General features: G+C 63.1%; 20 protein-coding genes. 4 read left to right on the forward strand and 16 right to left on the reverse strand.

Annotation, left to right across the window (positions count from 1 at the left end; all coding sequences use genetic code 11):
- Positions 1–210 precede the first annotated feature (210 nt).
- From AC1RTB_RS23050 to AC1RTB_RS23070, 5 genes are all read right to left on the reverse strand, one after another.
- Entirely contained in the window at positions 211–1,005 is a 795-nt protein-coding gene (locus AC1RTB_RS23050) for a DUF4167 domain-containing protein (protein ID WP_492881488.1), read from the reverse strand.
- A gap of 336 nt (positions 1,006–1,341) precedes the next feature.
- On the reverse strand, positions 1,342–2,196 hold the full coding sequence (gene prmC, locus AC1RTB_RS23055) for a peptide chain release factor N(5)-glutamine methyltransferase (protein ID WP_492881489.1): 855 nt from the start codon (positions 2,194–2,196) through the stop codon (positions 1,342–1,344).
- Entirely contained in the window at positions 2,189–3,268 is a 1,080-nt protein-coding gene (gene prfA / locus AC1RTB_RS23060) for a peptide chain release factor 1 (RefSeq protein ID WP_492881490.1), read from the reverse strand. The genes prmC and prfA overlap by 8 nt, the downstream gene beginning before the upstream one ends.
- The gene (gene ptsP, locus AC1RTB_RS23065; RefSeq protein ID WP_492881590.1) at positions 3,265–5,538 is read right to left on the reverse strand and encodes a phosphoenolpyruvate--protein phosphotransferase; all 2,274 of its coding nucleotides are present in this window, start codon (positions 5,536–5,538) and stop codon (positions 3,265–3,267) included. The genes prfA and ptsP overlap by 4 nt, the downstream gene beginning before the upstream one ends.
- Positions 5,539–5,617: 79 nt before the next feature.
- The gene (locus AC1RTB_RS23070; protein ID WP_492881491.1) at positions 5,618–6,871 is read right to left on the reverse strand and encodes an aspartate kinase; all 1,254 of its coding nucleotides are present in this window, start codon (positions 6,869–6,871) and stop codon (positions 5,618–5,620) included.
- A 195-nt stretch (positions 6,872–7,066) separates the two neighbouring features.
- Between AC1RTB_RS23070 and ubiG the strand changes: the two genes are divergently transcribed.
- The gene (ubiG, locus tag AC1RTB_RS23075) at positions 7,067–7,813 is read left to right on the forward strand and encodes a bifunctional 2-polyprenyl-6-hydroxyphenol methylase/3-demethylubiquinol 3-O-methyltransferase UbiG (protein ID WP_492881492.1); all 747 of its coding nucleotides are present in this window, start codon (positions 7,067–7,069) and stop codon (positions 7,811–7,813) included.
- Positions 7,814–8,298: 485 nt separating this feature from the next.
- Here the strand turns inward: ubiG and AC1RTB_RS23080 are convergent, their stop codons facing one another.
- The 4 genes from AC1RTB_RS23080 to AC1RTB_RS23095 are packed head-to-tail and all read right to left on the reverse strand — an operon-like array spanning position 8,299 to position 10,678.
- Entirely contained in the window at positions 8,299–8,724 is a 426-nt protein-coding gene (locus AC1RTB_RS23080; RefSeq protein WP_214391285.1) for a DUF1178 family protein, read from the reverse strand.
- The gene (locus tag AC1RTB_RS23085; RefSeq protein WP_492881493.1) at positions 8,721–9,587 is read right to left on the reverse strand and encodes a carbon-nitrogen hydrolase family protein; all 867 of its coding nucleotides are present in this window, start codon (positions 9,585–9,587) and stop codon (positions 8,721–8,723) included. The genes AC1RTB_RS23080 and AC1RTB_RS23085 overlap by 4 nt, the downstream gene beginning before the upstream one ends.
- 15 nt (positions 9,588–9,602) lie before the next feature.
- Positions 9,603–9,866 (reverse strand): glutaredoxin 3, encoded by a 264-nt coding sequence (gene grxC, locus AC1RTB_RS23090; protein WP_492881494.1) that lies wholly within the window; start codon positions 9,864–9,866, stop codon positions 9,603–9,605.
- A gap of 26 nt (positions 9,867–9,892) precedes the next feature.
- A complete protein-coding gene (locus tag AC1RTB_RS23095; protein ID WP_492881591.1) occupies positions 9,893–10,678 on the reverse strand; it encodes a ComF family protein in 786 nt (261 codons plus the stop codon).
- 56 nt (positions 10,679–10,734) lie between these two features.
- Between AC1RTB_RS23095 and AC1RTB_RS23100 the strand changes: the two genes are divergently transcribed.
- Entirely contained in the window at positions 10,735–11,625 is an 891-nt protein-coding gene (locus tag AC1RTB_RS23100) for a methyltransferase domain-containing protein (RefSeq protein WP_492881495.1), read from the forward strand.
- A gap of 6 nt (positions 11,626–11,631) precedes the next feature.
- Here AC1RTB_RS23100 and AC1RTB_RS23105 read toward each other — a convergent pair whose 3' ends face one another.
- The 6 genes from AC1RTB_RS23105 to AC1RTB_RS23130 all read right to left on the reverse strand — a co-directional run bounded on the left by AC1RTB_RS23105 (position 11,632) and on the right by AC1RTB_RS23130 (position 15,107).
- Positions 11,632–11,805, reverse strand: a complete 174-nt coding sequence (locus AC1RTB_RS23105) for a Flp family type IVb pilin (protein ID WP_492881496.1) — start codon at positions 11,803–11,805, stop codon at positions 11,632–11,634.
- 102 nt (positions 11,806–11,907) lie between these two features.
- On the reverse strand, positions 11,908–12,222 hold the full coding sequence (locus AC1RTB_RS23110) for a hypothetical protein (protein ID WP_492881497.1): 315 nt from the start codon (positions 12,220–12,222) through the stop codon (positions 11,908–11,910).
- Between the two features lie 109 nt (positions 12,223–12,331).
- Positions 12,332–12,745 carry a (deoxy)nucleoside triphosphate pyrophosphohydrolase gene (locus AC1RTB_RS23115; protein ID WP_492881498.1) on the reverse strand — a complete coding sequence of 138 codons (414 nt, stop codon included), beginning with the start codon at positions 12,743–12,745 and terminating at the stop codon, positions 12,332–12,334.
- Position 12,746: 1 nt separating this feature from the next.
- The gene (locus AC1RTB_RS23120; RefSeq protein WP_492881499.1) at positions 12,747–13,520 is read right to left on the reverse strand and encodes a GNAT family N-acetyltransferase; all 774 of its coding nucleotides are present in this window, start codon (positions 13,518–13,520) and stop codon (positions 12,747–12,749) included.
- Positions 13,521–13,528: 8 nt separating this feature from the next.
- Positions 13,529–14,770 (reverse strand): bifunctional glutamate N-acetyltransferase/amino-acid acetyltransferase ArgJ, encoded by a 1,242-nt coding sequence (argJ, locus tag AC1RTB_RS23125; protein WP_492881500.1) that lies wholly within the window; start codon positions 14,768–14,770, stop codon positions 13,529–13,531.
- Positions 14,771–14,873: 103 nt separating this feature from the next.
- Positions 14,874–15,107, reverse strand: a complete 234-nt coding sequence (locus tag AC1RTB_RS23130) for a hypothetical protein (RefSeq protein ID WP_492881501.1) — start codon at positions 15,105–15,107, stop codon at positions 14,874–14,876.
- A gap of 98 nt (positions 15,108–15,205) precedes the next feature.
- On the opposite strand from AC1RTB_RS23130, the gene AC1RTB_RS23135 reads away from it, so the two are divergent.
- Entirely contained in the window at positions 15,206–15,811 is a 606-nt protein-coding gene (locus tag AC1RTB_RS23135; protein ID WP_492881502.1) for a TetR/AcrR family transcriptional regulator, read from the forward strand.
- A gap of 73 nt (positions 15,812–15,884) precedes the next feature.
- Here AC1RTB_RS23135 and AC1RTB_RS23140 read toward each other — a convergent pair whose 3' ends face one another.
- On the reverse strand, positions 15,885–16,799 hold the full coding sequence (locus AC1RTB_RS23140; protein ID WP_492881503.1) for a peptidylprolyl isomerase: 915 nt from the start codon (positions 16,797–16,799) through the stop codon (positions 15,885–15,887).
- Positions 16,800–17,037: 238 nt separating this feature from the next.
- On the opposite strand from AC1RTB_RS23140, the gene secA reads away from it, so the two are divergent.
- Positions 17,038–19,761, forward strand: coding sequence for a preprotein translocase subunit SecA (gene secA / locus AC1RTB_RS23145; RefSeq protein WP_492881592.1), 2,724 nt, complete (start codon positions 17,038–17,040; stop codon positions 19,759–19,761).
- Positions 19,762–19,781: the final 20 nt, after the last annotated feature.

Below are 19,781 nucleotides of genomic sequence, written 5' to 3' on the forward strand. Positions count from 1 at the left end.
GTCTCCATTCCGTACCCGGCCCGCTTGGCGGCACCGGTTAGGCTCAAGGTGACGGACCCGCCCAAAAGGGCCGGACCCAACTGAGCGTGATATGGTGAGTAGGACGATATCCCTCAAGGCGTATTGATCGAAGTCAAAAAACAAAAAAACGGCGAAGATTTCTCCCCGCCGTTTTCAACTGTTTCACGATGTTCCGGTTGCCCGGCAGCTTTAGCTCTCGACGACGGCAAGTCCGGTGTCGGCAGCGGGCGTTTCGCCTTCTGTCACGGCATCGCCTTCGGTGCGGGCGCGTTCGCCACGGCGCGGACGGCGGCTGCGGCGTGGAACTTCCACCTCGCCTTCGGCTGCCACGACGGGCTGTGCCTCGACAGGCGCAGGTGCAGGTGCCGCTTCAGGCAGTACGACCTCGACCTGCACGGCTTCAACCTGCTGGGGTTCTACCTGCTGGTCGGGCTGGCGACGTTCGGGACGACGGCCCTCATTGCGGGGGCGGCGCTCGCGGCGGCCTTCACGCGGCTGGACTTCACCGGCAGCTTCCGGATTGAGGGCGACCTCGGCCGGCGTGCCTTCGATATCGGGCTGCGGGCCGGAGCCACTGACAACCGGCTGCGACTGCGGCTGGACGTGAACCTGCTGGGCCGGAGCCTCGGCAAAGTTGTTGCCGCCCATATCGTCGTCGCGCTCGTCATCCATGTCGGAATCGAACTCGTCGCGGCTCTGTTGCTGCTGCTGGATCGGCATCTGCGCCATGGCGGCGGCAATGATACGATTGTAATGCTCAGCGTGCTGGAGATAGTTTTCGGCCATCACCCGGTCGCCGGAGCTGTGCGCGTCTCGCGCCAGAGTGGTGTATTTTTCGGCGATCTGCTGCGCGGAGCCACGGATCTTTACATCAGGACCGTTGCTCTCATAGTTGCGCGTGAGCGGGTTCGGTCCCTTGCGGTTGTTGTTGCTGTTATTGTTATTATTGCTGTTATTATTATTGTTGTTATTACGACCGCGCATGCGCCTATTCTGCTGTTGTGGCCTCATCAGATTCTCTTTGTGTTGAAGTATAACCCGAACGGGGGCACTTAGGCGGCCTGCCGTTTCGTAACTTTCCGCCGGTGATCGCCCGCAACATTCTTGCGTCGGCGCCACATGCCATCCTGTTTCGGTTTCATGTCACTTGCCGGACGATCCCCGCACGAAGCTAGAGCGTCGTCTACGCAAGAAGGCAGCTAGTTTCGAAGGAAACCGAATCGTTAACAGCACTGCCTGCTTCGTCTCATCCGGTCGCCGGAACCTAGCGGCATTCACTTTCCTTGCCAAGCGGTTTTTTGCGGTGCCGAAAAGCCTCGGTCAGTGCCGGAATACGAGCACCCGGTCGTTGCCGCCCAAGTCCTTGTGCTGGGCGAACAAATGGTAACCGGCCTGCTCGAATATTTCAGTCACGTCGCGCCGCTGGTCGTGCCCGATTTCGAGCCCGACAAGGCCATCTTTCTCAAGATGGCGCGCGGCACCCGACGCGATGGTTCTGTATGGCTCAAGACCGTCCGGGCCGCCGTCGAGCGCGCGGCGCGGATCAAAATTGCGAACCTCGTTCTGCAAATCCTCGATCTCTAGTGAAGCTATATAGGGAGGATTTGAGACTATTAAATGGTGAAGACCATGAATCTCAGCAAACCAGTCGGATTTTTTTGCTAAAAAGCGCGCGGAAACGCCGAGCTGGGCGGCATTGGCCGCCGCAGTCGCCAGCGCATCGTCGGAAACGTCGACACCGATCGCCACGGCTTTCGGCTCCTGGGTGACCAGAGCCAGCGCAATCGCACCGGTGCCGGTGCCGAGATCAAGGATACGGCAGATGCCCGCGCGCGCCACAGTCTCGTGGACGAAGGGCAAGACCGCATCGACCAGCGTTTCGGTGTCGGGGCGCGGCTCCAGCGTCTCGGCGGAGAGGCTGAGGCGCATGCCATAGAAATCGCGGTAGCCCAAGATGCGGTGGACAGGTTCGCCTGCGATACGGCGGTCGAGCGCTGCTTCGATCTCGTCCACCTGCCCAACGAGCCTGTCGGGCGACGAAATCGCATCGGTGCGCGTCGTTCCGGAAAAATGTTCGACGATCAGCCGTGAATCGAATGCGGCGTCCACTATGCCAGCGCCTGCGAGGCGCTGGCGCGCGTGGCGCAGGAGTTCGCCGAGCGGGCGCTCAGCCATCCGAGCCCATATCGGCCAGAAGCTTCGACTGGTGATCGGAGATCAGCGCGTTGATGACTTCGTCGAGTTCGCCCATCATCACCCGGTCGAGCTTGTAGAGCGTCAGGTTGATGCGGTGGTCGGTCAGGCGCCCTTGCGGGAAATTGTAGGTGCGGATGCGCTCGGAGCGATCGCCCGAACCGACCTGCAACTTGCGCGACGAGGAACGCTCCTCGTCGGCGCGGCTGCGCTCCATGTCATAGAGGCGCGCGCGCAGGATCTGCATGGCGCGGGCCCGGTTCTGGTGCTGCGACTTCTCCGCCTGCACCACCATGATGCCGGTGGGCAAATGGGTAATGCGCACGGCCGAGTCGGTGGTGTTGACGTGCTGGCCGCCAGAACCCGAGGCGCGCATCGTATCGATGCGGATGTCTTCGGGACGGATGTCGATATCGACTTCCTCGGCTTCCGGCAAAACAGCAACTGTCGCTGCCGACGTGTGGATACGGCCACTGCCTTCGGTCGCGGGAACCCGCTGGACGCGGTGGACACCCGACTCGAACTTCAGATGGGCAAACACGCCCTTGCCCGAGACGGTGGCAATGACTTCCTTGAAGCCGCCCGCGTCGCCGTCGCTGGCGGACGCGACCTCAAAGCGCCAGCCGCGCGAGGCGGCGTAGCGCTCGTACATGCGGTAGAGGTCACCGGCAAACAATGCCGCCTCGTCGCCGCCGGTGCCGGCGCGGATTTCGAGGATGGCGTTGCGCTCGTCGGCCGCGTCCTTGGGCAGGAGCAGGACCTGGATTTCGTGCTGCAGGGTCTCGATGCGGTCCTCGACGTCGGGCTTGTCCATCTCGGCAAGCGAACGCATCTCGGCGTCGGTGCCCTTGTCGGACAGCATCGCCTCGAGATCGGCTAGCTCGTGCTCGGCACCACGCAGCTCGCGGATCTTGGCGACAAGCTCCTGGATGTCGGAATATTCCGACGCCAGCTTGACGTAGACGTCGGGTGCCGGTCCGGCAGCCATCTGCGCTTCGAGCATGTCGAAGCGTTTGACGACTTGGTTCATTCGGTCGTGGGGCAGGCTGATCATAATGGTATGGAACGGTCGTCCGCAAAGGCCTGAAGCAGCGCGCGCATCGGCAGGCTGGCGGCAGGACCGGAAAGGTTATCGTCGAGGAAGGATTTCAACTCGCCGAGAGGAAGTTCAGTCAGCATCGCCTTGACCGGGCCGATCGAGGCCGGCGACATCGAGATCGAACGGTAGCCGAGGCCAAGCAGCACCATCGCCGAGATCGGCTTGCCGGCAAGCTCGCCGCACAGCGTGACCGGCGTATGGTTGCGCAGCCCGGCGTCGGCGATCTGCTTGAGCACCCTCAGGAAAGGCACCGACAGCGGGTCGAAGCGGTCGGCAAGCTGGGTATTGCCACGGTCGGCGGCCATGACGAACTGGAACAGGTCGTTGGAGCCGACGGAGACGAAATCGACTGCCTGCATGAGTTCATCAAGCTGCCACAGCAGCGACGGCACCTCGATCATGGCGCCGAGCTTGAGGCTGGTCGGCAGATGGTGGGCGAAGCGCGACAGGTGCCTGACCTCGCGGTCGATGATCTCGCGTGCCTGGGCGATCTCGCCAAGCTCGGTGACCATCGGCAGCATGACCTTGAGCTCGCGTCCACCGGCGGCCTTGAGCAGCGCGCGGATCTGGGTGCGCAGCAGGCCGGGGCGGTCGAGCGTGAGCCGGATGGCGCGCCAGCCCAGGGCCGGGTTTTCTTCTTCCTGCCCCGAACCCTTGAAATAGGGCAGCACCTTGTCGCCGCCGATATCGATGGTGCGGAAGGTGACGGGACGGCCGCGCGCGACGTCGAGCACGTCGCGGTAGAGCTTTTCCTGCGCTTCGGCGCGCGGGAAGGTCGAGGCGACCATGAACTGCAGTTCGGTGCGGAACAGGCCGATGCCGGCAGCACCCGCCTCGGCGAGCTGCGGCAGGTCGACGGCAAGGCCGGCGTTCATCAGCAGGTCGACCTTGACGCCATCCTTGGTCTCGGACGGCTTCTTGCGCAACTCGCGGTAGAGTTCCTGCCTGCGGGCGCGGAAACGCACCTTTTCGGCGTAGGCTGCTTCCAGGTCGGCCTGCGGGCGCAGGTGGACGGTACCTTCAATGCCATCGACGATGATCGGATCGCCGTTTTCCGCCATGGAAACGGCGCCCTTCATCTGGCCGGCGACGGGAATGCCCATGGCGCGCGCGACAATGACGACGTGGCTTGTCGGCGCACCGTCCTCCAGCACCAGACCGCGCAGCCTGTCGCGCGGGTAGTCGAGCAGTTCGGCCGCCCCCATCGAGCGCGCAACGATGATCGCGTCCTTGGGCAGCGATTCAGCGATGGTCTCGGGGCCACGGCCCATGAGCTGGCGCAAAAGGCGGTTGGCGAGATCGTCGAAATCGCTCATCCGCTCGCGCAGATAGGGGTCGGTCATGTGCAGCATGCGGGCGCGCATGTCGCTCTGTACCTTTTCGACGGCCGCCTCGGCAGTCAGGCCGTTGCGGATCGCCTCTTCGAGCCGGCGCACCCAGCCGCGATCATTGGCGAACATGCGGTAGGCTTCGAGAACCTCGCGGTGCTCGCCTTCAAAAGCCACGTCGCGGCGCTCCAGCATGTCGTCGATCGACAGGCGCAGCGAACCGAGCGAATCCTCGAGCCGGCGCAGTTCCTCCTCGCTGTCTTCGTTGAACAGGTTGGTGACGACGATACGCGGCTCGTGCAGCACGACATGGCCGAGGCCGACGCCTTCATTGAAGGCGATGCCGGTGAAGCTGGCCGGGCGCGACATATCGAGTTCGAGGCCGGGCCGGCTCAGACGGCCGATATCGCCGGATGCAATCATCTCGGCGATGACCATGGCGGTGGTTTCGAGCGCCTCGATCTCGTCGTCGCGGTAGTGGCGCATTGTCTTGTTCTGGACGACAAGAACGCCAAGCGTGCGCCCTGCCCTGAGCACCGGCACGCCGAGGAAGGAGTGGTAGATCTCCTCGCCCGTCTCCGGCAGATAGGCGAAGGCGGGGTGCTCCTGGGCGTTGGACAGGTTGAGCGCGCGCGCACTCGCCGCGATGGTGCCGACAAGACCCTGGCCAAGACGCAGCTGGGCCAGGTGAACGGCGTTCGGGTTCAGACCGACGGTGGCGTAGAGCTCAAGCACCGAGTCGGCGCGAAGCACATAAAGCGAGCAGACTTCAGCCACCATGTTGGCGGCGATATCGCGCACGATCCTGTCGAGCCGTTCCTGTGGCTCGAGGGGCTCCGCCATCAACTCGCGGAGCCGTTTCAGAAGTACGCGCGGCCCAGAGGCCATGTCACGCATCATTCACCGTCTCCAATGGTTTGGACCCGGCGCGGCACATGCTGCACGCCGGCAACGCGGTGACGCTCGACTCCTAATACTACTGCTTATCGAGACCGTAGACGGAATGCAAAGTGCGAACAGCAAGTTCCGTGTAGGGGCCGTCGATCAGGATCGAAATCTTGATCTCGGAGGTGGTGATGGCGCGGATATTGATGCCCTTGGCCGCCAGCGCCTGGAAGGCGGTTGCGGCAACGCCCGCATGGGAGCGCATGCCGATGCCGATGACCGACACCTTGGACATGCCCTCGTCATGCTGGACGGCGTCGTAGCCGATGTCGGGGCGGATCTTTTCGAGCACCGCCAGCGCCTTGTTCACATCGCCCGACGGCACGGTGAAGGTCATGTCGGTGAACTTGCCGTCCTCGGAGATATTCTGGACGATCATGTCGACATTGATGTTGGCTTCGGCCAGCGGCCCGAAGATCCCACCCGCCACGCCCGGCCGGTCGGCGACACGGCGCAGCGAGACCTGGGCTTCGTCCTTGGCGTAGGCAATTCCGGTGACGACCTGTTGTTCCACGATTTCATCCTCGTCACAAATGAGCGTTCCAGGCGGATTGAGAAAATCGCCCATGCCGGGCGCATCCGGATCTTCAAAGGAAGAACGCACGAAGGTGCGAACGCGATGCACCATGGCGAGTTCAACCGAGCGGACCTGCAGCACCTTGGCGCCGAGCGAGGCCATTTCGAGCATTTCTTCAAACGAGATGCGCGACAGGCGCCGTGCCTTGGGCTCGATGCGCGGGTCGGTAGTATAGACCCCATCGACATCGGTGTAGATATCGCAGCGATCGGCTTTCACCGCAGCGGCAATGGCGACAGCTGACGTGTCGGAGCCGCCGCGACCAAGCGTGGCGATGCGGTTGTCGGGGCCGATGCCCTGGAAGCCGGCGACAACGGCCACCTGGCCTTCCTGGAAGCGCTTGATCAGGAACGAGCCGTCAATGTCGAGGATGCGGGCAGCGCCATGGGCGTTGTCGGTCTTGATCGGGATCTGCCAACCCTGCCAGGAGCGCGCATTGACGCCGATATTCTGCAGCGCAAGCGCAAGGAGGCCGGCCGTCACCTGTTCGCCCGAGGCGACCACCGCGTCATATTCGCGTGCGTCATGCATGGGCGAGGCGTCGCGGGTCCAGGCAACAAGCTCGTTGGTCTTGCCGGCCATGGCCGAAACCACCACCGCAACCTCGTGGCCAGCGTCAACCTCGCGTTTGACATGGCGTGCCACGTTGCGGATTCGGGCGATGTCGGCGACGGACGTACCGCCGAATTTCATCACGATGCGCGCCATAGAAGCGAAATGCCCTTGCCATACACGCCGGCCCGCAGCGGGCCGGAAAATGAGTGAAAACACCGATGCTTGGCTCGGTGCCGAATGCGCGGCCTGCATAGCCAAAACCGTCAGCTTCCGCAAGGCGCGGAAATTGTCGCCTTGACAATCCGGGCGCCAGACGCGACTTCCTTGCGCTCGAAGGAGACCACATCAATGCCAGATCCCCGTCCATCGACCATCGATGCCGGAGAAGTCGAGCGGTTCTCAGCACTCGCCGCCGAATGGTGGAACCCCAACGGCAAGTTCCGCCCGCTGCACAAATTCAATCCCGTCCGCCTGGGTTATATCCGCGACCAGGTCGCCGCGCGCTTCGGCCGCGACACCCACGCCGCGCGGCCCTTCGAAGGCCTGCGCATCCTCGATATCGGCTGCGGTGGCGGCCTGCTGTGCGAGCCGATGTCGCGCCTGGGCGCTGAAGTCGTCGGCGCTGACGCCTCCGCCACCAACATCGAAGTGGCCAAGATCCATGCGGCGGATGTCGGCGTGACGGTGGACTACCGCGCCACGACTGCCGAAGACCTGGCCGATGAAGGCGAAAAATTCGACGTCATCCTCAACATGGAAGTCGTCGAGCACGTCGCTGACGTCGAGCTGTTCGTCAAGAAATGCGGCGAAATGGTCAAGCCCGGCGGCATCATGTTCGTCGCCACCATCAACCGCACCTTCAAGGCGCTCGGCCTTGCCATCGTCGGCGCCGAATATGTGCTGCGCTGGCTGCCGCGCGGCACCCACCAGTACGGCAAGCTTGTGCGCCCAGAAGAGCTCGACAAGGCGCTTGTGGGTGCCGGCCTCGCCACCATCGACCGCACCGGGGTGACCTACAACCCGCTCTCCGACCGCTGGCAGAAATCCCGCGACATGGACGTCAACTACATGGTGCTGGCGGAAAAGGCGGCCTGAGGACTGCACGGCGGACGCCACTTCAAACTTGCGCCGCCCGCCGACCTTTTTTTGCACCGATCTTGTTTTGGTCGGGTCACGGCATGGATTCCCGACACTCTCCACTCGCTGCGCTCGCTCACGAGGTCGGGAATGACGGGTTGCGGGGGCGTGGCCGCAAATCTGCAGCGCTGGTAACGCAAGTGTCTCAATAGCCCTCATGGTGAGCCTGTCGAACCACGAGGGCGCCCAGGGTGGTGTGTGCTCCTATCCACACTGTACCAAAATCCGTAATTCGACAGGCTCACCATGAGGATTTTGGGCTCGCGAATATCCCGGCCAGGACGGCCACCCGCGTTCCGTCATTCCCGACCTCGTGAGCGAGCGCAGCGAGTGGAGAGTGTCGGGAATCCATGCCTCGGACTCAAATATCCACAACGGTCGTGGATAGCAGCGGCCATCCAGGCAAGGAAGGCCGCAACTGCAGCTGAAGGCTAAGAAGGCATTCAGTTCCGGTCGTCAGGAAACACCGGCAGCGGCATGAACTCGATGCCGTCTTCGGCGAGGCCCTTGGCTTCGTCGATGGTCGCAGCACCATAGATGCCGCGGGCTTCGGTCTCGCCGAAGTGGATCTTGCGCGCTTCCTCGGCGAATTTGTCGCCGACATTTTCGGCATTCTCGCGCACCTTTTCGGACAGCTCCTTGAGTGCTGCCATCATCTTGCGCTGCTGCTCGCCCATGGCGAGCGCAACCTTTTCCTGCTTGCGCGAGGTCGAGACAGCAGGCGCCATCAGCGCCTTTTCGACCTTCTGCGAGCCGCATTCCGGGCAGGAGACAAAACCACGCTTGCGCTGGGTCTCGAAGTCGTCGTTGCTGCGGAACCAGCCTTCGAAGTCATGCGCATGGTCGCAATGAAGCGAAAAGCGGATCAAGATGCGGCTCCCCTGAGCGCCCCCTCGCCCGCTCCACGAAGCGACACGCTGAATTCGCGCGCGTTCTTCAGGTTCGGGATCTTCTTGCGCGCATCAGCCGAATGACGCGTGTCGATCTCGGCGATGATGACGCCGGGCTCATCGTGGGCGGCCTCGGCGAGAATGCGGCCCCACGGATCGATGATCAGCGAGTGACCAAAGGTCTCGCGGCCGTCCTCATGCTTGCCGCCCTGGGCCGACGCGATGACGAAGGCGCCGTTTTCGATGGCGCGCGCGCGCAACAGCACATGCCAATGGGCAAGGCCGGTCTGGCGCGTGAAGGCTGCGGGAGCGGTCAAAAGCTCGGCGCCAGCAAGGGCCTCGGCACGGAACAGCTGGGGGAACCGCAGATCGTAGCAGATGGCAAAGCCGATCTTGGCGAGCGAGGTGTCGGCAACGACGGCCTCCGTGCCCGGCTCGTAGGCCGAGGATTCGCGCCAGCTCTCGCCATTGTCGAGATCGACGTCGAACATGTGGATCTTGTCATAGACGGCGAGCGTGGAGCCATCGGGGCCAAACAGGAAGGCGCGGTTGGCGAGCTTGCCGTCCGCGCGCACGATGGCGGTTGAGCCGACATGCAGGTGGATGCCGAGCTCGGCGGCGAGCTTGCGACCACTTGAAACGATCACGTCGCGATCCTCCGATGTGAAGGCGGCCGCCCGCGCATCCTTGTCGCCGACGATGGCACCGGTCATTTCGGGTGTCTGCACATAGGTGGCGCCGAGGCCGGCGGCCTCGCGGACGAGTGCTTCGAAATCGCGTGCGTTACGCTCCGGCTCCTTGCCCGAACGCATCTGCACTGCTGCCGCCTTGAAAATCGCCATTGTCCGTCCTCAGGTCTATGCGCCGGTTGCCAGCATGTCGTCGAGCCTGCCTTGCGCATCGAGCGCATGCAGGTCGTCGCAACCGCCGACATGGGTGTTGCCGATGAAAATCTGCGGGAACGTCGCGCGGCCATTGGCGCGCGTGATCATTTCCTGCCGAAGCTCAGGCGAGAAGCTAGCGTCATGTTCTGTGAATGCAACGCCCTTGCGTTCCAAAAGCCGCTTTGCCGCCGTGCAGTAGCTGCACATCATACGCGTATAGATAGTCACATCGACCATGACGAAAATCCGTTGTCCTTGGTCGACTATATAGTGTCTGCCTCGTCGGGCCGGAAGTCCCCCGGAAGCACGCGTGCGAAGGTCAGCACATCGACGGCGCTCGCCCCACCCTTCTTGAGCGCACGCGTCACCGCCACAACTGTGGCGCCGGTAGTGTAGACATCGTCGACGACCAGCACTCGCCTGCCCCTGATATCGATCTCGGCCTCTGGCGGCACAGCGAAGGCCGCCCGGACATTGTCCTCACGTTCGCGCTGGCCAAGGCCTATCTGCTGGCGCGTGCGCTTGACCCGGCGCACGGCGGTCGGCGCGAAAGGCACGCCGGAGAGCGAAGCGATGGTGCGGCCAAGCTCCGCCGACTGGTTGAACTGGCGCCAGAAGAAACGACGCCAGTGCAACGGCACCGGCACGACGACCTGAGCGTCGGCGACAAGTTCGGCACCGGCCCGCAGCATCCAGCGCGCCATCCAGGGTGCCAAATCGGTGCGATCGTGGAATTTCAGGCCCTGCACCATGCGGCGGGCGACTCCGGAATATGCGACAGCGGCGCGTGCCCTGTTGAAAGGCGGCGGGTTGGCGATGGCTTCGGCCGACAGGAAGCCGGCGCCGAAATCATGGCTGAACGGCGTGCCCATCACCTCGCACCACGGCTTTTCAAGAAAGCGCAGTTTTGGCCAGCAAGCGCCGCACAAAGCACCTGGCTGCGTGACCTGGCGGCGGCAGCCGGCGCAGACCGGCGGAAACAGCATCCGCGCCGGCCATGCGGCGACTGACAAAGCGAGGCTCTTGATCTCCGGCATCGGATCGGCCACGACAGGTTGAGGTCGGGCGACCATAACAGAAACCCGGCGATGAAGGACATCCGCACGTGCAAGCCATTTTCGACGCCAGCCTCGTGATCGCCCACCGCCGGCGCGCATTGGCGCAAGCAGTGGCCGGTGCCGACTTCCTGATGGCACGCGCCGCCGAAGACCTTGCCGAGCGGCTGTCGACGGTCGAGCGCAAGTTCGAACGCGGCGCGGCGATCTTTTCGGTCAGCCCGGCGGCGATGGCGGTTTTGGCTGCAAGCAGCAAGGTCACCGAACTGGTTCGTGTCGAAGCCGACAAGAGCTTTCTCGGTGGCGGGCCGGGCATCGTTTCCGATCCCGAGACCATCGCGCTGGAACCTGCGAGCATCGATCTCGCCGTGTCGCTGCTGGCGTTGCAGGAGGCCAACGACATTCCCGGCCAGCTGATCCAGATCAGGCGCGCACTGAGGCCGGACGGGCTGTTCCTCGGTGTTTTGGCCGGCGCGGGCACACTCGTCGAGCTGCGCGAAAGCCTGCTTGCGGCGGAAACGGAGATATCGGGTGGCGCCAGCCCACGCGTCATTCCTTTCACCGACGTGCGTGATGCCGGCGGGCTGTTGCAACGCGCGGGATTTGCCCTGCCTGTCGCCGATGTCGAGACGGTAACGGTGCGCTACGACACGATGTTCGGGCTGATGGCCGATCTCAGGGCGATGGGGGTTACCAGCGCGCTTGCCGACCGCTCGCGAAAGCCCGCGACAAGGCGGCTGTTCCAGCGCGCGGCCGAGATTTATGCCGAACGATTTTCGGACCCTGACGGGCGCGTGCGGGCAAGCTTTTCGTTCATCTGGCTGTCTGGATGGGCGCCTGATCCCTCGCAGCAGAAGCCGCTCAAGCCGGGTTCGGCACAGGTGTCGCTGGCAAAGGCGCTTGGCGAGGAAGGCGAGGAAGGCGAGGAAGGCGAGAAGTAGCGTCGATCAGTACTTGTGCAGCGCTTTTTGAATCTCGCTGTTGTTGTCGCCCCAGAGGAACTCCAGCTGGCTTGCAAGCTGGCCGAAGCCGCCGACAATGGCCACCGCGATCAGGGTTGCGATCAACCCGTACTCGATCGCCGTGGAGCCCGTTTCATCTCTCAGAAATCGCTTGATCATCGGTCGCGTCCACCCGTCTTCTTGAACCAACCATAGCGGCGACAGATTAAGGAAGGTTAATGGCGTAGCCTTAACGCGCAATGAAGCTGCGTGACTGCATCGTCAGCATTGACCGCTGCGCGACCCGTTCTCGGAGATGACGCAGACCGACTGAGGCGTTTTCTGCAGCACGCTGCGGCGCAGCGTGTAGCTGGAGTTGCGGCCTATCGAGCCGGTGTTGGTGTAGTCGAGCCCATCGAACCGGACCTGGCCGACCTGCATGCGTGTCTTGCCGTCGAGATAGGGCGTGGCGATAAGCGCCAGCGCGATAGCGGCAAAGCCAAACAGCAACGCGACCCGCAAGATGCCGGCGCTCGCCCTGACGGCCGAAGACTGGCGCTCGGGGCGGATCAGATCCCACTCCTTGTCAGCCTGCATAGGCAACGCCCCCCAAAGCCGTGTCGATGCGCAGCCGATCATTGCCGGCGGCCATTCAATTTTTCACGCTTGGATAAACTTTGCCTTAACGCTGGCTAATATGGCCAGATCACAACAGATCGATGAGGAACGGGATCAGCGGCTCGTCGGCGGGTGGCATGGGGTAGTCGCGCATCTGCTTCGGCCGCACCCACTTCAGCACCTGGCCTTCCCTCGGCTCGGGGATGCCCCAGAAGCGGCGGCAGACATAAAGCGGCATCAGCAGGTGGAAATCATCGTAGCTGTGACTGGCAAAGGTCAGCGGCGCGAGACACGCCGTCTTGGTCTCGATGCCGATTTCCTCACGCAGCTCGCGGATGATCGTTTCCTCGGGCGTTTCGCCCGGTTCGACCTTGCCGCCTGGGAATTCCCACAGGCCAGCCAGCGACTTGCCTTCAGGGCGCTGGGCCAGAAGCACTCGGCCGTCGGCATCCACCAGCGCGCAAGCCGCCACCAGGAGCAGGCGTTTTCCCTGTTCGGTCAAATCAGGCCTCCGGCGGGCGGCGATAGTGGTAGCGATAGACTTCCTTGAAGCCCATCTTGGTGTAGAGGCGGATGGCGCCTTCATTGGCGGCCTCGACCTGCAGCCAGGCTTGCCGGGCGCCCCTGAGGCGCGCCCATTTCAGCGCCGACAGGATCAGCCGGCGACCAAAACCCTTGCCGCGCTCGGCTTCGGTGGTGGCGATCTCGAACAGGCCGGCAAGATCGTTTTCGTGCACGCAGATCATCGAAGTGACCGGCTGCTCGTCCTGTTCGAGCACGAACAGGCCAGCTTCCGGCTGGATAGCGCCGATGATTTCCGACAGGCCCGGCCTGAGCGACGGGTCGAGCCCGTGCACGACCATCGAAGAACTGACAAAGCGGCCGATATCCTTGAGCGGGATCTGGTCCATCGCATTGTCGACGAGGCCATCGTCGAGCGACAGCCGCATGACCATCGATTCCGAAAAGGTGCTCCAGTGCTCGCGGTCGAGATGGGCAGCGATCGCTGGCCCAGACAAAGGCGACATGCGGAAGGTGAGCGGCCGGCCATAGGCTTCGAAGCGGCGGCTGGCGCGGGCGATGCGGTCGGGAATGTTGCGGATGTCGGCGGGGTCGAGCGGATTGACCGAATTGAGCCGCTTGGCCGGGTGGCCCGCGGTCAGCCTGACCAGCCAGGTGCCGTCATAGTGGACGGCCGCTGCCGGCCAGGCACGAAAACCCGCCGCCTCGTAGCGGCGGACAATTGCGAGTTCGTGCGACGGGTGGTTCTGGTTCACGTGGGCTATCAGCTCCGGTAGTCGCCGTTGATGGCGACATATTCCTTTGTCAGGTCGCAGGTCCACACCGTCGCCTTGCCGCGACCGAGACCGATGTCGGCGCGAATGACGATGTCGTCGCCCTTCATATAGGCCGAGGTCGCCGTTTCCGAATAGTTGGGATCGCGCTCGCCATTGTGAGCGAGACGATTGTCGCCGAACCAGATCGACAAAAGATCGCGGTCGGCAGGTTCGCCGGCTTTGCCGACTGCCATGACGACGCGGCCCCAATTGGCATCTTCGCCGGCAACCGCTGTCTTGACCAGCGGCGAATTGGCGATGGACAGGGCGATGCGCTTGGCCGAGCGCGCCGACTTGGCACCGGTGACGGTGACTTCGACCTGCTTGCGCGCGCCTTCGCCGTCGCGCACGACCTGAAGGGCAAGCGTCTTGAGCAGCTTATTGAGGGCACGGCGGAACGAGGCGAGCCGCGCGTCCTTGGGATCGGAAATGTCAGGCGCGCCGCGCTTGGCCGCGGCACCAGTGGCAAACAGCATCAGCGTGTCGCTGGTCGAGGTGTCGCTGTCGACGGTGACGGCATTGAAAGTCTTGGCCGTGCCACGCGACAGCATGTCCTGCAGCACTTCGGCTGCAATCGGCGCGTCGGTGGCAACGAAGGACAGCATGGTCGCCATGTCGGGCGCGATCATGCCGGCACCCTTGGCGATGCCGTTGATGGTGACGTCGGTGTCGCCGAGCTTGACGGTCGCCGTCACCACCTTGGGATAGGTGTCGGTGGTCATGATGGCCTTGGCGGCCTCGGTCCATTGGTCGGGCCGAGCGTCCTTGACCATGCCGGACAGCAAATGGCTGAATTTGCCGGCGTCGAGCGGTTCGCCGATGACACCCGTCGAGGCGAGAAAGACATCGCCCGGCGTGCAGCCGGCGGCCTTGGCCGCCGCCTGGCCGGTCAGCGTGGTGGTCTCGCGACCTTTCTTGCCGGTGAAGGCGTTGGCATTGCCCGAATTGACGACCAGGATCCGCGCCTTGCCGCCCGAAAGGTTCTCGCGGCAGAAGTCGACCGGTGCCGAGGGACATTTGGAGCGGGTGAACACGCCCGCCGCGGCAGTACCCTCATCGAACACCATGGCGAGCACGTCGGTGCGGCCCTTGTATTTGATGCCGGCTTCGGCGGTCGCGATGCGCACGCCTTCGATGGCGGGCATCTTGGGGTATTTCTTTGGTGCGAGCGGGGAAACATTAGTCGACATGAGGAACCTCTGCGGGCTCGGGAAACGGTGAATGCAGGCACCGTTTGCCCGATAGCGCGAGGCTTCGCAAGGCGTTTTCGCCTCACGAAGACGTGGTCCAGCCTTAGCGCACGGCTGGATTAAGGAAGCCGCGGAACAGGCGCTGGATGGCCGGGATCAGCCCCCAGATTATCGTCGCCACCATCAGCGGGGCGATCAGCAGCGTGCGCTGCCAGATCGACCAGCCGTCGGTCAAAGGCATGATGACGTAGAGAAGTGCGGTGATCAGCGGGTAGACGCCGAGCAAAACCATGAGCGCGAAACGCGGACGGGAAAAGCGGGTTGAAGAAGCGGTCATTTCCATCTCCATCGGAACGAAACGTTTCGTTATATAAAACGGGCCGTTTCGTTTCGTCAAGAGGTGGTGTAGAGATTGTTCGTGAACTGGAGAACGAGATGAGCATTGAGGCAGACAGCGCGCGGAAATCGATCGGCGCACGGCGCAGCCCCGAAAGCGCCGATGCGATCCTGGAGGCAGCCGAAGCCGTGCTCATCGAAAACGGCTATTCCGGCTTCTCGATCGAGGCCGTGGCGCGCCGCGCCCGCGCCGGCAAGCCAACGATCTACCGTTGGTGGCCAAGCAAGACAGCGCTTCTGCTTGAAGTTTACCAGCGCCAGAAGCGCGACATCGCCTATGCGGATACGGGGAGCATCGAAGAAGACCTGTTCATCTTCGCCAAAAGCCTGTTTTCGCAATGGCGTGAGACACCCTCAGGCAATATTTTCCGCTCGCTGATCGCCGAAGCGCAGCAGGACCCGGCGGCCGCAGCCGCCCTGGCCGAATATGCGCGCGGCCGTCGCGCCCATACCGGCAAGCTGATCGAACGAGCCAAGGCGCGCGGCGAAGTGGCTGCCGATATCGACCCAAGCCAGATCGCCGACATGGTCTCTTCTTATGCCTGGGTGCATCTGCTCACCGGCCGGCTGGACGAAGACGACGCGACCTTGCGCGCGGCGATCCGGGTGATCGTGCACGGCATCAAGGCTCAAGAGGCACCCTGAACTCCCAAAATTTCTGGACAAACAAAAAGGGCGACGCCATCCGGCGCCGCCCTTTGAGCATGGACTGGAAAGATTACTTCGAGGCGTCGATGGCGTCGATCGCCGTCTTCAGCGCCGGGTCGGTGACTTCGACCTTGCCGGCCGCACGGACCTGCTTGACCAGCTCGATATATTTCTCGCGGATCAGAAGCGAACGGACCTGTTCCTTGACGGTATCGAATGCCGGCGGCTGCTGGGTGCGCTTGTCTTCGACCTTGATGACGTGCCAGCCGAACTGGGTCTGCACCGGCTCCTTGGAGTAAGCGCCGATTTCAAGCGCAAGTGCCGCCTTTTCGAATTCCGGCACCATCTGGCCGGGGCCAAAGAAGCCGAGATCGCCACCGGAGGTCTTGCCGCTCGGATCGGTGGTGTTTTCGTTGGCGAGCTTCTGGAAGTCTTCGCCGCCCTCGAGCTTCTTGATAATGGCGTCAGCCTCTTCCTTGGTCTTGACCAGGATGTGGCGGGCGTGGACCTCGTTGACCGGCTTCTGGGAAGCGATTTCCTTGTCGTAACGAGCGCGGATTTCTTCGTCGGTGATCTTGCCGGCGACTTCCTTTTCAACCAGTTCGCCGTGCAGGGCGCGCTGGTCGAGGAAGGTCAGGCGACGCTGGAAGTCGGCGTCCTTGTCGAGACCCTTTTCAACCGCCTGGGCAGCCATCAGCCTGATCTCGATGATCGACGACAAAGCCGCGGCACGGCGCTGTTCGGGCGGCAGGTTGCCGAACTGCTGGCCAAGGTCCTGCTCGGCCAAGGTGATGTCGGCCTCGGTGACGTTCTGGCCATTGACGGTGGCAACGATCGCATTCGGATCGACCGGCGCGGCAGCGGGGGCAGCGGTCTGGGCCGCGGGCGCGGCCTCCTGCGCGACGAGTGGCAGCGACGACAGCGCCACGAGCCCGGCTGCAAGTCCGAGACTGGCAAGCGAGGCGCTACGGAACGAAAAAGGCATGTAAACTCTCCGGTGGGGAATGACCGTGCTTCCAAATCAACCTAAATGTGGCGGAATTTGGCGTCTTCGGCAGGCTCTCTGCGACGTTGACATAAGTTGTAGCCCCTCTTATCTGTCCATCGTCTTCGCGTCCAGAACCGTTTTCCGGGCGCTTTTCGTGTTGAACCTGCCACCGCGTCATCCTCGGCAGGTTCGGCCGGCGGACAGTCGGCTTCATTCGAATTGAAAGGGCCACTTGATGGTCAGTCTCGGCGGTTTCGCCCGTAAGATTTTCGGTTCCTCCAACGATCGCCGCGTCAAGTCGACCCGGCCCCGGGTGGAAGCGATCAATGCACTGGAAAATGAACTGCAAGCGCTGACCGACGAGCAGCTTCGGGCGCGGACCGAACAGTTCCGCCAGGATCTCGCCAACGGCGCCACGCTTGACGATCTGCTGATACCGGCATTCGCCACCGTGCGCGAAGGCGCGAAGCGCGCGCTTGGCATGCGTCCCTTCGACGTGCAGCTGATCGGCGGCATGGTGCTGCACGGACGCGGCATCGCCGAGATGCGTACCGGCGAAGGCAAGACGCTGGTCGCGACCTTGCCCGTCTATCTCAATGCCTTGACCGGCAAGGGCGTGCACGTCGTTACCGTCAACGACTACCTCGCCAGCCGCGACGCCGAATGGATGGGCCGGCTGTACAAGTTCCTCGGCCTTTCGGTCGGCATCGTCGTCCACGGCCTGTCCGACGAAGAGCGCCGCGCGGCCTATGCCTGCGACATCACCTACGCCACCAACAACGAACTCGGCTTCGACTATCTGCGCGACAACATGAAGTACGAGCGCGCCCAGATGGTGCAGCGCGGTCACTTCTTTGCGATCGTCGACGAAGTCGACTCGATCCTGGTCGACGAAGCCCGCACGCCGCTGATCATTTCCGGTCCGCTCGAAGACCGTTCGGAAATGTACAACACCGTCGACGCCTTCCTTCTCAACCTGATTCCGACCGACTACGAAGTCGACGAGAAGCAGAAGACCGCCATCTTCACCGAAGAAGGCACCGAGAAGATGGAGAACATGCTGCGCGATGCAGGGCTGCTCAAGGGTGAGTCGCTCTACGACATCGAAAACGTCGCCCTGGTTCACCACGTCAACAACGCGCTCAAGGCGCACCGGCTGTTCCAGAAGGACAAGGACTACATCGTCAAGGACAACGAAATCGTCATCATCGACGAGTTCACCGGCCGCATGATGCCGGGTCGCCGTTTCTCCGAAGGCCTGCACCAGGCACTCGAAGCCAAGGAACACGTGGCGATTCAGCCAGAAAACCAGACGCTGGCGTCGGTCACCTTCCAGAATTACTTCCGCATGTACGAAAAGCTCGCCGGCATGACCGGCACGGCGCTGACGGAAGCGGAAGAGTTCGGCAACATCTACAATCTCGACGTCACCGAGGTTCCCACCAACGTTCCCGTCAGGCGCCTCGACGAGGACGACGAGGTCTATCGGACGGTCGAGGAGAAATACAAGGCGATCGTCCGCGAGATCAAGGAAGCCAACGCCAAGGGTCAGCCGACCCTGGTCGGCACGACCTCGATCGAGAAGTCCGAGCAGCTCGCCGAGCGGCTGCGCAAGGATGGCTTCAAGAATTTTGAAGTGCTGAACGCCCGCCACCACGAACGCGAAGCGTCGATCGTCGCCCAGGCCGGCAAGCCGGGTGCCATCACCATCGCCACCAACATGGCCGGCCGCGGCACCGACATCCAGCTCGGCGGCAACGCCGACATGCGCATTACCGAGGAGCTGGCCGACATGCCGGCCGGCCCCGAGCGCGACGCCAAGGAAAAGGCGATCCGCGAGGATGTGGCCCGCCTCAAGGAAAAGGCGCTCGCCGCCGGTGGCCTCTACGTGCTTGCCACCGAACGCCATGAAAGCCGCCGCATCGACAACCAGCTGCGTGGCCGCTCCGGCCGCCAGGGCGATCCGGGCCGCTCGAAATTCTTCCTGTCGCTGCAGGACGACCTGATGCGCATCTTCGGCTCCGAGCGCATGGACGGCATGCTGCAGAAGCTCGGCCTCAAGGAAGACGAAGCCATCATCCACCCCTGGATCAACAAGGCGCTGGAAAAGGCCCAGAAGAAGGTCGAGGCGCGCAACTTCGACATCCGCAAGAACCTGCTCAAATACGATGACGTCCAGAACGACCAGCGCAAGGTGGTGTTCGAGCAGCGCCTCGAGCTGATGGACGCGACGAGCCTGACCGAGATCGTCGGCGAAATGCGCCAGGACGTGATCGAGGACCTCGTCACCAAGCACATTCCCGAGACGGCCTATGCCGAGCAGTGGGATGTCACCGGCCTCAAGGAAGGCGTGATCCAGTATCTCAACCTCGACCTGCCGATCGAAGAATGGGCCAAGGAAGAGGGTATCGCCGACGAAGATATCCGCGAGCGCATCACCGAAGAGGTCAACAAGGCAGCAGCCGACCGCGCCGAGCGCTTCGGTCCCGACGTCATGACCTATGTCGAACGCTCGGTCGTGCTGCAGACGATCGATCATCTGTGGCGCGAGCATCTGGTCAATCTCGACCATCTGCGTTCGGTCGTCGGTTTCCGTGGTTACGCCCAGCGCGATCCGCTCAATGAATACAAGGGCGAGGCCTTCGAGCTGTTCCAGGCGATGCTTGGCAATCTGCGCCAGGCAGTCACCGCGCAGCTGATGCGCGTCGAACTGGTGCGCCAGGCAGCCGACGCCCCGCCGCCGGAAGCGCCTGAAATGTTCGGTCATCATATCGACGGCACGACCGGCGAGGACGACTTTGGCGAGGGTTCGGTCGCCTTGCTGCAGGATGCACGCGTTGTCGCTGCCGAAGACCGCGATCCCAACGACCCCTCGACCTGGGGCAAGGTTGCGCGCAACGAAGCCTGCCCTTGCGGCTCAGGCAAGAAATACAAGCACTGCCACGGCACCTTTGCCTGATCGCAGGCCAGCTTGGTAAA

It is taken from the genome of Aminobacter sp. GW821-FHT11F06, from assembly GCF_058808215.1.

What these genes read in the sequence shown, in the direction of transcription:
- ptsP (WP_492881590.1), bottom strand. Translation starts at nt 5,538, where the DNA reads ATGCGTGACATGGCCTCTGGGCCGCGCGTACTTCTGAAACGGCTCCGC.
- prmC (WP_492881489.1), bottom strand. Translation starts at nt 2,196, where the DNA reads ATGGCTGAGCGCCCGCTCGGCGAACTCCTGCGCCACGCGCGCCAGCGC.
- AC1RTB_RS23070 (WP_492881491.1), bottom strand. Translation starts at nt 6,871, where the DNA reads ATGGCGCGCATCGTGATGAAATTCGGCGGTACGTCCGTCGCCGACATC.
- AC1RTB_RS23140 (WP_492881503.1), bottom strand. Translation starts at nt 16,799, where the DNA reads ATGCCTTTTTCGTTCCGTAGCGCCTCGCTTGCCAGTCTCGGACTTGCA.
- ubiG (WP_492881492.1), top strand. Translation starts at nt 7,067, where the DNA reads ATGCCAGATCCCCGTCCATCGACCATCGATGCCGGAGAAGTCGAGCGG.
- secA (WP_492881592.1), top strand. Translation starts at nt 17,038, where the DNA reads ATGGTCAGTCTCGGCGGTTTCGCCCGTAAGATTTTCGGTTCCTCCAAC.
- argJ (WP_492881500.1), bottom strand. Translation starts at nt 14,770, where the DNA reads ATGTCGACTAATGTTTCCCCGCTCGCACCAAAGAAATACCCCAAGATG.
- AC1RTB_RS23135 (WP_492881502.1), top strand. Translation starts at nt 15,206, where the DNA reads ATGAGCATTGAGGCAGACAGCGCGCGGAAATCGATCGGCGCACGGCGC.
- grxC (WP_492881494.1), bottom strand. Translation starts at nt 9,866, where the DNA reads ATGGTCGATGTGACTATCTATACGCGTATGATGTGCAGCTACTGCACG.
- prfA (WP_492881490.1), bottom strand. Translation starts at nt 3,268, where the DNA reads ATGATCAGCCTGCCCCACGACCGAATGAACCAAGTCGTCAAACGCTTC.
- AC1RTB_RS23130 (WP_492881501.1), bottom strand. Translation starts at nt 15,107, where the DNA reads ATGACCGCTTCTTCAACCCGCTTTTCCCGTCCGCGTTTCGCGCTCATG.
- AC1RTB_RS23110 (WP_492881497.1), bottom strand. Translation starts at nt 12,222, where the DNA reads ATGCAGGCTGACAAGGAGTGGGATCTGATCCGCCCCGAGCGCCAGTCT.
- AC1RTB_RS23050 (WP_492881488.1), bottom strand. Translation starts at nt 1,005, where the DNA reads ATGCGCGGTCGTAATAACAACAATAATAATAACAGCAATAATAACAAT.
- AC1RTB_RS23085 (WP_492881493.1), bottom strand. Translation starts at nt 9,587, where the DNA reads ATGGCGATTTTCAAGGCGGCAGCAGTGCAGATGCGTTCGGGCAAGGAG.
- AC1RTB_RS23105 (WP_492881496.1), bottom strand. Translation starts at nt 11,805, where the DNA reads ATGATCAAGCGATTTCTGAGAGATGAAACGGGCTCCACGGCGATCGAG.